Source organism: Aquimarina latercula DSM 2041 (genome assembly GCF_000430645.1).
GTDB classification, from domain to species: domain Bacteria; phylum Bacteroidota; class Bacteroidia; order Flavobacteriales; family Flavobacteriaceae; genus Aquimarina; species Aquimarina latercula.
Genome location: NZ_AUMK01000010.1, coordinates 188,626 through 205,043, shown reverse-complemented (window position 1 = coordinate 205,043; position 16,418 = coordinate 188,626). Strand labels below are relative to the sequence as shown.

The following is a 16,418-nucleotide window of genomic DNA, read 5'->3' as shown; positions in this document are numbered from 1 at the left end:
AGGAACATACTTTAAAAATTAGACAAGTTTTATAGTTCTGTTAAAACCAATAAATAGGATAATTAGAATGTCTGATTATCCTGCCAAAAACACTAAATTTGCCGAGCTAAAAAAATTACAATGCAAAAGAGGTTAGCAAGTATTTTATTTTCTACGAGATTAATGGCTGTTCTATTTTTAGTTTTTGCTGCTTCGATGGCGGTAGGAACATTTTTAGAAGATGGCTATGGAACAACAGCAGCAAGAATTTGGATCTATAATACCTGGTGGTTTGAAGCTATTATGGCTTTTTTTATGATCAATTTTTGCGGAAATATCGTTCGATATAAATTGTACAAAAAAGAAAAATGGGCAACATTACTTTTGCACCTTTCTTTCATTTTAATTCTTCTTGGTGCTTTTATAACTAGATATATAAGTTATGAGGGCGTAATGCCAATACGAGAAGGAGAAACTACTTCAGAGTTTTTATCCGAACGCACATATTTAACGGTTTTTCTTGATGGAGAAATTAACGGAGAACCTCGTAGAAGACCAATTTCGGAACAATTAGAGTTGACTGAGGCTACCAATAATGATTTTACAATTAATACGGATTATAATAGTCAGCCTGTAACAATACAATATAGAGATTATATTACCGGTGCAGAAATGGGCTTAGTCGAGAAGGAAGATGGAGAGAATTATCTTAAGATCGTAGAAGCAGGTGATGGCAATAGACACGACCATTATTTAAAGGAAGGTGAAGTATCAAATATTCATAATATTTTGGTTGCTTTTAATATACCTACAAAAGGTGCTATTAATATCACTTATAAGAATGATGAGTACTATATAGAATCTCCTTTTGAGGGATCTTATTTACGAATGGCTGATCAACAGCAAGGTTTAGTAATTAAAGATAGCGTTCAACCTCTTATGTTACGATCTTTATATCAAACCGCTGGAATGCAATTTGTAATTCCGGATCCAGTATTAACTGGAACATATGATGTGGTTCCAATTGAGATAAAAGATAAAGGACAGCAAGATGCACTTATTGTCGATGTTACTACTAACGGTGAAACCAAAGAAGTAAAGTTGTTAGGAGGGAAAGGGTATGCAAATGATATGCAGAAAATTTCTTTAGGCGGACTTGATATGTATTTTAGCTATGGTTCTAAGCGACTAGAGCTTCCTTTTGCGTTAAAATTAAATGATTTTATTGCAGAGAAGCAGCCAGGAACAGAAAAGGTATATAAATCTTTTATGAGTAAAGTAGATATTGTAGAAGAGAATGCGGCGCCTCAACCATATGATATTTTTATGAATCATGTCTTAGATCATAAAGGATATCGTTTTTTTCAAGCATCTTTTGATCCAGATGAAAAAGGAACGGTATTATCTGTAAATCATGATTATTGGGGAACTATGGTTACCTATGCTGGATATATGTTATTATACTTAGGATTAATGCTTATACTCTTCACAAAAGGATCAAGATTTAAGGATTTAGAACAGATGTTAAATAAAGTAAAGTCAAAAAAGAAAGAATTGACTCTTTTATTAACATTGTTTGTTTCAACATTTTCTTTTGCACAACAACAAAAACAACCACAACAGGAAGAACCGAACCATGTAAATCATCTTCAGACTTTACCAAGTAAAGCTAAGTTAGATTCTATTATAAAAGCCAATGCTGTTGGCAAAGAGCACGCTGCGAAATTTGGTAGTATTATTATCCAAGATGAGCGAGGTAGAATGAAACCTGTAAATACATTCTCTTCAGAATTACTTCGTAAGTTAAGTAAAAAAGATACGTATGAGGGTTTAACTGCAGATCAGGTATTTGTATCTATGGTTGAGAACCCTTTTATATGGTATAGCATTCCTATTATTGAGATACAAAGAGAAAATGATAGTATTCGTAAGATTTTAGGGGTTTCGAAATCAGAGAGAAGAGTTTCTCTTATAGATTTAGTAGAACAAGATGGTTCTTATAAGTTAGATCCTTATTTAGAAAAAGCAAGTAGTACAAGTACACCAAGTAGTTTTGAAAAGGATTTCTTAAAAACGCACGAAAAATTCTATTTGTTAAATCAGGCTCTGGGAGGAGGAATTCTTAGAATTTTTCCGGTTCCTAATGACAAAGGAAATAAATGGGTGTCAGTCCCGCAGTTAAATGAACACAAATTTACTGGAATGGATTCCGTTTATACTAGACAAATTATTCCTATTTACATACAGTCATTACAGGAAGCAAGAACTACGGGTGATTATAGTAAGCCTGATCAGTATCTAGAAAGTATCAAAGCATTTCAAACAAAGTTTGGAAGCGAGGTAATGCCAACAGATGAAAAAATACAAGCTGAGATAGCTCTTAATAAGTATGATATTTTTAGAACATTATATAGGTACTATGGAATTATTAGTTTGCTATTTATTCTAATTATCATTTTTGGTATATTTTATTATAAAAATAAGTTTGTAAAAGTGTTGGTAAAAATCTTTATGGGAATTACTGTATTGATTTTTATGGTACATACATCTGGATTAATAATTAGATGGTATGTATCTGGTCACGCTCCTTGGAGTGATGCATACGAATCTATGATCTATGTAGCTTGGGCAACAATGGCGTTAGGGTTGGCGTTTGGTAAAAAGAGTAACCTTACTGTTGCGGCCACGGGCTTTGTTGCTGCTATTATATTATTTTTTGCACATGAGAATTGGACAGACCCAGCAATTGCAAATTTACAACCTGTTTTAGATTCATATTGGGTTTTAATTCACGTTTCCATTATAGTAGCCAGCTATGGGCCTTTCTTTGTTGGTGCTATTCTAGGAATCCTTTCTTTATTATTAATGATATTGACCACTAAGTCTAACAAAAAGAGAATGGCGCTAAATATCAAAGAGATTACTATTATTAATGAAATGGCATTGACTATAGGTTTGGTGATGTTAACCATTGGTAATTTCCTTGGTGGTATGTGGGCTAATGAAAGTTGGGGGCGATATTGGGGCTGGGATCCAAAGGAAACTTGGGCTTTAGTTAGTATTATGGTATATGCTCTAGTAATACATATGCGATTAGTTCCTGGTTTGCGTGGTCGATGGTTTTTTAATCTGATGTCTGTATTTGCAGTTTCGTCTATTTTGATGACATATTTCGGAGTAAATTTCTACTTAAAAGGGTTGCATTCTTATGCTAGCGGGGATCAGGTAGTGACGCCGACTGCAGTCTATTATAGTTTCGTTGTTTGGGCTATTTTAGGAGCTTTTTCTTATTGGAGATATAGTATACATTACAAGAAGTGATATTTTCTAAATAATTGTTTTTCATTGTTTTATTGTTAATAAGACCTATACAAAAACTTTACATCCTTATTTTTTTAATATAATTCTTAATGGTATTGAATAATATCTGATATTTTTATGATTTTTAACAAATCATTAAAATTTTAATATGGGTATTATTTCTTTCGTAGGATTCACACTTTTAGTTGCTATTATATCTTATTTGGCTACAAGAAAAACCGATGAAACTTCTTCAGATGGTTATTTTTTGGGAGGACGTAGTTTGACTGCTGTAGTAATTGCGGGTTCTTTACTACTTACTAATTTATCCACAGAGCAGATTGTTGGGTTAAATGGTTCTTCATATACAGAAGGTATTTTAGTAATGGCTTGGGAGACATTGGCCGCCATTGCTATGGTAATCACTGCAATTTTTTTATTACCCAGATATTTAAAAGGAGGAATCACAACTGTACCACAATTTTTAGAAAGAAGATATGATACTACAACGAAAGCAATTACATCAGGTTTGTTTTTAACTGGTTATGTTGTAGTTTTTCTACCGATTGTATTGTATTCTGGTTCTTTAGCAATTAGTACTATGTTTGATGTCCCAGGATTATTAGGGGTTTCTAAAGAAACTTCTATCTGGATTTGTGTTATCGGTATTGGTGTGATAGGATCAATTTATGCAATCTTCGGGGGATTAAAGGCTGTAGCAGTATCTGATACAATAAATGCTGTTGGTTTACTAATAGGAGGTATTATGATTCCGGTTTTTGGTTTATTAGAAATTGGAGATGGTAGTATTTCTGAAGGTATTAATACATTGATGACTACAAACCCAGAAAAATTTAAGGTAATTGGAGATAGTGAATCTTCTATCCCTTTTGCAACAATATTTACCGGAATGATGTTGGTTCAATTGTTTTATTGGGGTACAAATCAAGCTATTATACAAAGAGCGTTAGGTGCTAAAAATCTTAAAGAAGGTCAAAAAGGTCTATTATTAGGTTCATTTCTAAAAATATTGGGTCCTATTATAGTTGTATTACCAGGTATTATAGCATTTCATCTTTTTAATGGAGAGTTAGAGGTTGCAGATGAGGCATATCCAACTTTAGTTAGTAGAGTATTACCAGTATCTTTAGTTGGTTTCTTTGCGGCAGTATTGTTTGGAGCAATTTTAAGTTCATTTAATAGTGCATTAAACAGTTCGGTTACTCTTTTTGGTCTTGATATCTACAAAGAATATATCAATAAGGAAGCAAGTGAAAAGCAAGTAGTAAAAGCAGGAAAAAGTTTTGGTGTTTTATTAGCAGTATTAGCTATGGCTGTGGCTCCATTTATAGCAAATGCTGGGAGTCTTTTTGATTATTTACAGGAGGTGAATGGAATTTATAGTATTCCTATTTTGACCATCATAGTTGTAGGGTACCTTACGAAAAAAGTACCTGCTATAGCTGGTAAAATTGGTATTATCTCCGGATCTGTATTATATATTTTGAGTCAATTTGTTATAAAACCAATACTTCAGGGTAACGCAGTAGATGCTGCAAAGGCTAATGGTATTACTGATTTATCTGAATTAAGTAGAGTAGAAGCATCTGCCTATCCTCATTTTTTACATGTAATGGCAATTCTTTTTGTAGTTAACATAATTATCATGTTAATTATTGGTAAATTGTATCCAAGAGAAGAAGCATATGAACAGCAATATACTAAGGAAGTAGATATTACTCCTTGGAAATACACAAAAATTGTAGGTGCTATAGTATGTTTAATTGTTATATCTACCTATATCTATTTTAAATAATTGAAATATATTAAAAAGACATTTTTATTTTTATCTCTATTTTTTTCGGCGATAATTATTGCCCAAGAATTACCGCCGATAGAAGTTTATTCTCCAGATGCTTATGGAGGAGAAACACAAAACTGGTCTATATCTCAAGCTGAGAATAAATATATTTATGTAGCGAATAATAAAGGTCTTTTAGAGTTTAATGGTGCCAACTGGGAATTGTACCCAACACCAAATGAAACCGTAATACGATCTGTAAAAGTTGTAGATCAGCGTGTTTATACAGGTTTCTATATGAACTTTGGATATTGGAAAAAGAATAATTTTGGCAAACTTGAATACAACTCACTTAGTGATACTATAAAAGAAAAGCTTATAGAAGATGAGCAGTTTTGGCATATAGTAAATCAGGGTGATTGGATACTATTTCAGTCCTTAGATAGGATTTACTTATACAATATTATTACAGAAGAAATTTCAATAATAGAGTCTAAATTAACTCTTACCAATATTTTTAATGTTAATGGTACAATCTATTATCATGATTTAAATAATGGGATCTATAAAATCGAAAAAGGACAGCCAATATTAGTAATAGATAGTGCTAAGGTAATAAGTGATAAGATTGTAAACATTTGGAAATCTAATAACAAGATTTTTGTACTTACAACCACAAAAGGTTTTTTTGAGTTTTCTAATGGAGAAGTTAGTAAATGGAATACAGAATCAGATGATCTATTAAACGACGCTACGGTTTATAGTAGTACAACACTTAAAGATGGCAGTATAGTCGTAGGCACAATATCTAATGGACTTATTTACCTATCTGATAAAGGTGAGGTTATTTATCAGGTTAATCAGAACAAAGGGTTAAATAACAATACGGTATTATCTTCTTTTGAAGATATGGATGGAAATATTTGGCTCGCTTTGGACAATGGAATTAATTGTCTGAATTTAAAATCACCTATACAGAGTTTTAATGATGATAAAGGGACAATTGGTACCGTATATACTACCATAGTTTTTAATGACTTATTGTATCTAGGAACTAATCAAGGGTTGTTTTACAAGAGATTAGGTAAGGATGAGCAATTTAAATTTGTCGAAGGTACGAACGGACAAGTCTGGAATCTTTTTAGCTATGATGATACATTGTTCTGTGGTCATGATTCGGGAACTTTTCAAATAGAAGAAGATAGTTCTCGTTTAATCTGTGCTATTGGTGGGACTTGGATTTTTCGAGTAGTTCCAGGACATCCTGATTGGTTATTGCAAGGGCATTATGGAGGCCTTAGTATATTACAAAAACAAAATGATACATGGGGATTGAGACATAAAATAGAAGGGTTTGATTATTCTGCAAGGTTTTTAGAAATATATGAAGATCAATTATGGATCAATCATGAATACAAAGGACTTTTTAATTTAACACTGGATAAGAACTTTACAAAAGTGGAAAAAGTTGTAAAGGATACAACGGCCCCAAAAGGTAAAAACTCTAGTATTGCCAAGTATAAAAACAATATTTTCTATGCACATCAGAAAGGAGTGTTTTCTTATAATAAAGAAAAGAGAAAGTTTGAAGAAAACAATTTAATTAGCAAAGCTTTTGATATAGAAAAAAAAGGTATTGGAAAACTTGTAAAAGATAATAGAGGAGGACTTTGGAGTTTTGCTGAAGATGAATTGGATTATATTTTTCAAAGTCAATTTTCGGATAATTTAGATGTAATAAAAGTGCCTGTACCGTATGTCTTGAGAAAGGAAATGATAGGTTTTGAAAATATCCTTCATTTAATAGATGATAAATACCTTTTAGGAACTACTTATGGATATATGATTTTGGATTTATCTAGAGTTCAGTCTAGAGAGCATCAGATTATTTTAGAAAAAGTTTTTGCAAAGAAAAAGACTACAGAATTCAAAGAAATCGATTTTCTAGATACATCTCCTGTTTTCGAATCTAATTTAAATACAGTTTCTTTTTCATATGCAATTCCCGAATATGATAAATACCTTATTTCAAAGTTTCAGTATAAGTTAGATGGCTTTTATGAAGACTGGAGTAGTTGGAGTACAAAAACCAACATTGTATTCGAGAATTTACCATTCGGAGAGTACACTTTTAAGGTTCGAGCTAAAATTGGGAATGATCTGAGCGATAATGTCTTACAGTATAAATTTACTATTGATAGGCCTTGGTATTTTTCTGTTTTAGCTATTATCATATATTCTGTTTTATTTTTGGTTTTATTGTTGATAATGCACAGAGCATACAAACGTTATTATTCAAAGCAAAGAGAAAAGTTGGTTGAAGAAAACAAAAAACAACTTGAGCTTAAGCAATTAGAGAGTGAAAGAGAAATAATGAAACTTAATAATGAAAAATTAACTCAGGATATAGATAGTAAAAATCGAGAGTTAGCTTCTTCTACAATGAATATTATTAAAAAGAACGAAATTCTTAATACTATTAAAAAAGAACTTCAGAAATCGGAGTCTGAGCGAGGTGGATTAAAAAATGTAGAACGAATCATTGATAGAAACTTAAATAATAAGGACGATTGGAATCATTTTGTAGAAGCTTTTAATAGTGTAGATAAAGATTTTCTGAAAAAACTTAAAGCAAAGCACGATAATTTAACTCCTCATGATTTAAGATTCTGTACCTATTTACGACTTAATTTATCTTCTAAGGAAATAGCACCATTGTTAAACATTTCTGTAAGAAGTGTGGAAATTAAGCGATATCGTTTAAGAAAAAAACTAGAATTAGAGCATTCAGATAGTTTAGTGAACTACATCCTTGAAATTTAGGACTACAACATGTCTTTTTATCACCACAACATTACCTATACTCCAACGTTGTAGTGCTATTACAGTAATACTTTCTTTACATTTTTTTAATAATTAAGAAACTTTTATTACTTCCTGTTTTTATTGGGTTTTTCCGTAAAAAAGTTATTAATTTTTTAAGTATTCTAAAATACTGTATGTTTTTTGTTGTGGTTGGTTATTAACGATTTCTTAATGTTCGTCGGTAAATTTGAGTAAATCAAACGAAAACATTTATGAAAATTGCTTATTTCTTAATGGCTGTGTTTTTAACAACAGTTATTAATGCTCAGGAAATTCAGATCAGAGGAAACGTAAAAGATGCCAATGGACTAGAGTTACCAGGAGTGAATGTCATTGTTAAAAATACTTCTAACGGAGCAGTGACAGATTTTAATGGAAACTACAGTTTAAACAGTGTATCTGTTGGAAGTGTTGTATCCTTTTCATATGTAGGCTTTACTACTCAAGAAATTACAGTTGGTCAGAATCCTGTTATTAATATTATAATGGAGGAGGATAGTGAATCTCTAGAACAGGTCATTGTAATAGGATATGGAACACAGACTAAAAAAGAAATTACTGGAGCAGTTTCTGTTGTGGGAGCTGAAACTATTGAAGAATTAAATCCGGTACGAATAGAACAAGCACTGCAAGGGCAGGTAGCAGGTGTAAATGTCACATCACAATCTGGATCTCCCGGAAGTAGTTCTACGATATCCATCCGTGGAATATCTACAAATGGAGATAGTAGACCATTGATCTTGGTAGATGGAAATGTAATAGAGGATCTTAGTGTACTAAATCCAAATGATATAGAAAGTATTAATGTACTTAAAGATGCTACCGCTGGTATTTATGGTGTGCGAGCGGCAAATGGTGTAATTCTTATTACAACGAAGTCAGGAGTTCGCAATACAGATTTAAAATTCGAAGTAGACTCTTATGCTGGTTTTCAGGAAACTACAAGAAGATTACCGGTACTTAACGCCACAGAATACGGTGTTATTATTAATGAGTCGTTTGCTGCTGGTGGGCAAACTCCGCCATTTCCTAATTTTACCGTATTAGGTGAGGGAACAGATTGGCAAGATGAAATTTTTAGAACAGCAGCAATTTCTAATATAAATCTTAATGTTTCTGGTGGTGGTGAAAACTCCACATATTCAGGAGGAGCTTCTTATTTGACACAGGATGGAATTGTAGGTGGATCAGATGCTAATTTCGAACGTTTTACAGGGAGATTAAATTACAGTTTAGATTTTGCTAAAAACTTTAAGTTCACAACTTCAGGGATTTTTACACAGACTAATAGGGAAACATTATTAGAAAATACGTTAGGATCTGTTTTGTTTAATGCTTTAAATATGGCTCCTACATTATCAGTTAGAGATGAAAATGGAGATTTTACTTTGGCAGAAGGTTTAGGAAATGAAGTGATTAATCCAATAGCGCAAATAGAAAATACGTTTAATAATACAAGAGTTAATCGAGTTGGAGCAACTTTTGGATTGAGATATAATTTTCTAAGCAATTTTACAGCAGAATCAAGGTTTCAGTTTAATTATTCAGAAGTTGATGGTAAAGTCTTTTCTCCAGAAGTGTTTTACGGATCAGGAAAAGTGTTTAATGTAGATAGAAGTAGTGTTACAGAGTTTAAAAATTTCTTTAGAGATTTTACTTGGGATAATTTTCTAAAATATGAAAAAGTATTTGCTGATGATCACGATGTAAAAGTATTATTAGGAATGTCTGTTTTTAAAACAACGGGAACATTTACGGGTTTTACCGGTTTCGATATTATTGATAATTCATATGATAATGCTAATATTTCGCAAGCATCGGACGTAGTCGATAATTTTCAGAATGGAGGAAACACTTTCGATAGTAGGTTACTATCGTATTTCACAAGATTACAATATGGTTATAAGGGGAAGTACCTACTTTCTGCTGTAATTAGAAGAGATGGATCTACAAAATTTGGACCCAAAAACAAGTTTGGATATTTTCCTTCTGCTTCAGTCGGTTGGGTAGTATCAGACGAGTCATTCTTGAATAATAGTAGTTGGCTAAATTTCTTGAAACTTAGAGGAAGTTATGGGGTTATTGGAAATGATAGAATAGGTGATTTTGGATTTGTTTCATTATTAAACGGAGAAGGAGCTTATGTAATTGATGATGAATTAATAATAGGTACTGCCATTGGGCAATTATCAAATCCAGAAATTAAATGGGAACAACAAAAGACTTTGGATATAGGGTTTGATACAAGGCTGTTTAATAATAAAATAGATATCACATTTGATTATTTCAAAAAAAGAACAGAAGATTTACTAGTTGTTGCACCTGTTTCAGGAATTTTGGGGGTTTCGGCACCAGGATCAGCTCCACCAATTATTAATGCTGGTATTGTAGAAAATAAAGGGTATGAGTTTTTAATAAGTTATAATGATCAATTTTCAGAAGATTTTAAGTTCAACATAAGTTTTAATCTTACGACTTTAGATAATGAAGTAGTATCAGTAAATAGCGAAAATAGTTTTATTGCTGGTGGTTCTTTTGGAGTAGGTCAAGATCCTCCTTCAAGAATGGAAGCGGGTAAACCGATTGGTTATTTTTATGGACTCCAAACAGATGGAATTTTTCAGAATCAATCAGAAGTAGATGCTCACGCAACGCAAGCAAATGCTGCTCCAGGTGATCTTAGATACGTTGATGTAAATGGAGATGGAGAAATTAATTCTGATGATAGAACGGATATTGGAAATCCTATTCCAGATGCTACTATGGGTCTAAATGTTGGTTTTGAATACAAGAATTTTGACTTTACAACATATGCATTCGCTTCGGTAGGGAATGATATTGTTAGGAATTATGAGCGAAATCAGCCGTTAGTAAATAGAAGTAATGCATTTTTAAATCGCTGGACAGGCGAAGGAACTACGAATTCATTTCCAAGAGTAACGACAGGTGCTAATTCTAATAGTTTGTTTTCTAGTTTTTATGTAGAAGATGGTTCTTATCTAAGAATTCAAAATATACAATTGGGATATACCTTTTCGGATCAATTTATGAAACCAATTGGTGTGGACAAATTTAGAATTTATGCATCCGTAAATAATTTATACACATTTACGGAGTATCAAGGATATGATCCATCAGCGTATCAATCTAATCCAGATCCAAACACTGCAAGTCCAATAGGAGCAGGTATTGATCAAGGGTTTTATCCTGTACCAAGAACATATTTATTAGGTGTAAATCTTAAATTTTAATCAAGATGAAAAAGATGAAAAATAATATCAAATTGGTAGTAGTCTTTTTAGCACTATTTACTATAATTTTTTCCTGTAGTGACGATTTTGTAGATGTAGCTTCAGAGGATGAAAATTCAGAAGACTTTTTTAATAGCGAAGAAGATTATCAAAACGCATTGATAGGAGCTTACGATCTATTGCAGTCTACCTATATCAATGTAATGTTAGGAGAGATTGCATCTGATAACACATTGGCTGGTGGAGAAAGCGCATCAGATACACCTGGTATACAGGAAATAGATGACATGATGCATACGCCTGTTAATGCACAACTTAGAGATATATGGAGTTGGATGTATGCTGGAGTTAATCGAGCGAATTATATTATGGAGTTTCAGGATAAAACCGATTTTTCTGGAAAAGATGAAGTGATCGCTCAGACCAGATTTTTAAGAGCTTACTATTATTTTGAATTAGTTAAATGGTTTGGAGATGTGCCATTGGCAATAGATAAAAGAATTTTATTTGGAGAAGAAACCGGTATAGATAGATCTGCTAAAGAAGATGTATATGCACTGATAGAGGAAGATTTACAATTCGCAGCTGATAATTTACCAGTAACACAAGCAGAAACTGGAAGAGTAACTCAAGGAGCAGCAAGAGCGCTTTTAGGTAAGGTATATTTATTTCAAGATAAATTTACGGAAGCTGCAGATGTGTTAGATCTTGTGATTGCAGGACCTTACGATTTAGTGACTGATTACAATACAATTTTTGAGCAAGAAGGAGAAAATAATATTGAATCCGTTTTCGAAGTACAATATACAGATGTAGAAGGTGCTGGTTTTGGTTGTTTACAATGTAGTGAAGGTAATGTAGCTGTTGGTTTTAATGGAATCAGAAATTATTCGGGACCATTATTTGATTCAGGTTTTAGCTTTAATGTACCTACTCAAGAAGTTGTAGATGCATTTGAAGTTGGAGATATTAGACTAGATGTAGCTATTTTGGATATAGATGCTTGGGCTGCAGCTCAAGGAGCAACTTTTTCTATAGGTTTTGAACATACTGGATATTTTAATAGAAAATATATTGCTCGTCAAGGAGATCTTAATACCGGAGATGCTAACCTTACTAATCCTAATAATTATCGGGCAATTAGATTTGCAGATGTTTTGCTGATGGCAGCAGAAGCACACAATCGAAAATCACCTAGTAATGATGGTCAGGCGCAAACATACCTTAATAGAGTAAGAACTAGAGCTCAATTACCTGATGTTACTGTAACAGGAACTGCCTTAGCAGATGCAATTTATCAAGAACGACGAGTAGAATTGGTAGGAGAAGGACATCATTTTTTCGATTTAGTAAGAACAGGTAGAGCTGCAGCCGAAATAGATGGTTTCGTTATAGGAAAACACGAAATATTTCCTATTCCTTTAATAGAAATTCAATTGGCCGGAAATAGATGGGAACAAAATCCAGGATACTAAAAATAAAAAATTAGAAGAAGATGAAATTTTTAAAATCATTATTAATTATAATTATTCTAGCGGCTGGTTTTAACAGTTGTAAAGAAGATGATGTTTCATATGCCTTTGAAGGTATATCAGCACCAACAGAGGTAAATGCAGTTTTTGATATTACGCAAGATGATACGGGACTCGTTTCCGTAACACCAAGTGGTGAAGCTACTTCGTCATTTGAGATCTATTTTGGAGACGTTGATAATGAAGAACCAACCATAATATCTCCAGGAAGTACCGCAGAACATATTTATGGAGAAGGTACTTTTACGGCAAGAGTTGTTGCCGTTGGAGCGACCGGACTTACTAGTGAGTTCTCTCAGCTTTTAACAATCTCATTTAGAGCACCAGAAAACTTAGAAATAACATTAGATCAAGATACAGTAAACCCTGCCATAGTTAGGGTGAGTGCGAACGCCGATTTTGCAATGTTGTTTGATGTGTATTTTGGAGATGTAGAAAATGAAGAACCAACAATTATAATGCCTGGTGAAATATTGGAGCATACTTATGAAAGTCCTGGTGATTATACAGTTAGAGTGGTTGCTCGAGGAGCAGGTGTTGCAACAACAGAAGCTACACAAGTAGTGACTATTACAGAAGCAAATGATCCAGTTACATTGCCAGTAGATTTCGAGTCATTTACAGTAAATTATGGGTTTACCAGTTTTGGAGATGCTTCTTCACAAGTGATAGATAATCCAAATCAAGCAGGTTTAAATACAAGTGCAAGAGTTGGACAAACTATAAAACCTTCTGGAGCGCAAGTATTTGCAGGTTCTTTTTTACAGTTAGAAAACCCAATAGATTTCTCCAGTAATAAATTGTTTAAGGTAAAAGTGTTTTCTCCAAAAAGCGGAATAACAATAAAATTGAAAGTTGAAAATATTTCTGATGGAAATATAGCGCACGAAGTAGATGTAACTAATACCGTAGCCAATGATTGGGAAGAATTAGAGTTTGATTTCAGTGCAATAGATACTAATAATGAGTATCAAAAAGTAGTAATCTTTTTTGATTTTGATGTTGCAGGAGACGATTCAGAATACTTATTTGATGATATAGAATTAACAAGTTCTGTTATGGCTAGTATTGAAGGAGTATGGAAATTAGCCCCAGAAGCTGGAGCTTTAGGTGTAGGACCAGCACCTGGTGATACTAGTTGGTTTGCTTGCGACGATGCATGCGTTACAGAAAGAGCGTGTTATTATGATGATTTATATGTTTTCGATACAGATGGTAGTTTTAGCAATGTACTTACAGGCGAAACTTGGATTGAAGGATGGCAAGGAGGAAGTGATGCTTGTGGTACTCCGGTTGCACCATATGACGGGAATGCCATTGCTACATATAACTATGATCAAGCAGCAGGTACATTAACAATTAATGGAGAAGGAGCTTATGTAGGATTGCCAAAAGCAAATAATCAGGGAGAACTTCCTAATGTTGCAGTTCCTAGTTCAATTACTTATGACGTTTCATTTATTGATAATAATACGATTAGTGTTATTGTAGAGTCTGGTTCAGGAGTATTTTGGCAGTATAGATTAGTTAGAGAAACATACTCAACGCCAATTGAAGGAGTTTGGAAACTTGCCCCAGAAGCAGGAGCTTTAGGTGTAGGTCCAACACCAGGAGATACCAGTTGGTTTGCTTGCGATGATGCCTGTGTTGCAGAAAGAGCTTGTTATTATAATGATCTCTACGTTTTCAGTTCTGATGGTACTTTTAGCAACGTGTTAAATGGTGAATCTTGGATTGAAGGATGGCAAGGAGGAAGTGATGCATGTGGTACACCAGTTGCTCCTCACGATGGATCCAATGCAGCAAGCTATATTTATGACGAAACAGCAGGAACATTAACAGTAAATGGAGATGGAGCGTATATTGGTTTGGCAAAAGCAAATAACCAAGGAGAGTTACCTAATGTAGCAGTACCAAGCACTATTACATATAGTATAACTTTTATAGACACAAATACGATATCAGTTATTGTCGAAGCGGGTTCTGGAGTATTCTGGCAGTATAGACTAATACGTCTTTAGAATTTATAAGACTAAAAGGTAAAGTTGAAGACTAAAAATGATTTAAATGATACAGATATATAAAAAAACATTGCTATTTATAATTTTAGCAACATTTTTCGGTTGTCAGGATGATGATGCAGAATTAGGAACAATTCTACCGCCATCAAATCTACAGATTGATGCGGTTATAGAGGATGGGCAAACGGGTAATGTTACAATTACTCCACAAGCAGACGATGCACTTAATTTTCATGTTTTCTTTACTCAAAATGGAGACCCATTAGTGGCACAACCAGGAGAATCGCAAACGTTTAGATATACACAATCTGGACAATATTCGGTTTTTATTACGGTAGTTGCTTTTGGTACAGGAGGTACATCTTCTTCTCAAACAATTGAACTAGATTTAGATGTGCGATTGTTTATAGATCAAGCAACACTCCAGATGATTGGTGGGGATGGTAGTAAAAGATGGATTTGGGATAGTAGTGTTGGTGGACATTTCGGTGTTGGACCGACTACCAATGATTTTCCAGAATTCTTTAGTGCTTCTCCTAATCAATTAGACCCTTGCATATATGATGATGTACTTGTTTTTAGTTATGATGCTAATGATAATTATAGTTTTGAGCTAATCACGGGTGACGCCAATCAAACTTTTATGAACTGGGCAGAAGTAACTAGATTTTTTCCAAATGATACACCAACGCAGTTTGTAGATGAGTGTAGAGATATTACAGATCAGATTGCAACAAATACTAGTTTTGTGATTTTTGAAAACGAAGAAGGAACAAGAATAATTAGTGTAGAGAATAGTACATTATCTTACTGGTCTGGCGCTATGGAATATCAAGTGTTAGAACTTACTGCGGATAAACTTAGTGTTAGAGGTATTCAGGAAGTTTCAAGTGATTTTGGAGGAGGTCAATTAGCTTGGTATCATACATTTGTACCAGAAGATTCTGGGACAGATGATATAGCAGAACCTCCTTTTGATACATTAGTTTGGGCGGATGAATTCGATACAAATGGTGCTCCAAATACAGCAAATTGGACATATGATCTAGGCACTGGAGATAATGGCTGGGGTAATGGAGAATCGCAATCGTATACAAATGATGCTAGTAATGTAATTGTAGAAGATGGATTACTTAAAATAACGGCAAGAGCAGAAAATGGAGGATATACTTCTGCACGAATTAAAACTCAGGGTTTATTTTCATTTACTTATGGTAAAGTAGATGTTCGTGCTAAATTACCAACAGGAGGAGGTACTTGGCCAGCTATATGGATGTTAGGCTCAAATATTACAGAAGTTGGATGGCCTAATTGTGGAGAAATTGATATAATGGAACATGTTGGTAACAATCAAGACGTAGTATCCAGTGCACTTCATTTCCCCGGAAATAGTGGAGGTAATGCAATTTTTGAAGAAACCAATATTGCAGGTGCTTCTACAGATTTTCATGTATATAGTGTAGAATGGTCATCATCGGAAATTGTGTTTTCTATTGATGGTAATCCATATCACACGTTTCCTTATGCTAATAATTTGCCATTTTATAATAATGACTTCTTTATGATACTTAATGTAGCAATGGGAGGAACTTTTGGAGGAGCCATAGATCCTGCATTTACAGAGTCTACTATGGAAATTGATTATGTAAGAGTTTATCAATAGATATAC

At 33.5% G+C, this 16,418-nt stretch carries 7 protein-coding genes; all 7 read left to right on the top strand.

Features of this window, described 5'->3' with window-relative positions; genetic code table 11:
- Positions 1-120: 120 nt before the first annotated feature.
- The 7 genes from H526_RS0109855 to H526_RS0109825 all read left to right on the top strand — a co-directional run bounded on the left by H526_RS0109855 (position 121) and on the right by H526_RS0109825 (position 16,412).
- A complete protein-coding gene (locus H526_RS0109855) occupies positions 121-3,300 on the top strand; it encodes a cytochrome c biogenesis protein CcsA (protein ID WP_027392846.1) in 3,180 nt (1,059 codons plus the stop codon).
- A 148-nt stretch (positions 3,301-3,448) separates the two neighbouring features.
- Complete coding sequence (locus H526_RS0109850; protein ID WP_027392845.1) at positions 3,449-5,095, top strand: solute:sodium symporter family transporter; 1,647 nt, start codon at positions 3,449-3,451, stop codon at positions 5,093-5,095.
- Positions 5,096-7,903 carry a helix-turn-helix and ligand-binding sensor domain-containing protein gene (locus tag H526_RS0109845; RefSeq protein ID WP_027392844.1) on the top strand — a complete coding sequence of 936 codons (2,808 nt, stop codon included), beginning with the start codon at positions 5,096-5,098 and terminating at the stop codon, positions 7,901-7,903.
- Between the two features lie 254 nt (positions 7,904-8,157).
- A complete protein-coding gene (locus tag H526_RS0109840) occupies positions 8,158-11,196 on the top strand; it encodes a SusC/RagA family TonB-linked outer membrane protein (protein WP_027392843.1) in 3,039 nt (1,012 codons plus the stop codon).
- Positions 11,197-11,210: 14 nt separating this feature from the next.
- On the top strand, positions 11,211-12,671 hold the full coding sequence (locus H526_RS0109835; RefSeq protein ID WP_027392842.1) for a RagB/SusD family nutrient uptake outer membrane protein: 1,461 nt from the start codon (positions 11,211-11,213) through the stop codon (positions 12,669-12,671).
- A 20-nt stretch (positions 12,672-12,691) separates the two neighbouring features.
- Positions 12,692-14,749: a hypothetical protein gene (locus H526_RS30765; RefSeq protein WP_027392841.1), complete on the top strand. Its 2,058-nt coding sequence runs from the start codon at positions 12,692-12,694 to the stop codon at positions 14,747-14,749.
- Positions 14,750-14,795: 46 nt separating this feature from the next.
- Positions 14,796-16,412, top strand: coding sequence for a glycoside hydrolase family 16 protein (locus tag H526_RS0109825; RefSeq protein ID WP_035085127.1), 1,617 nt, complete (start codon positions 14,796-14,798; stop codon positions 16,410-16,412).
- Positions 16,413-16,418: the final 6 nt, after the last annotated feature.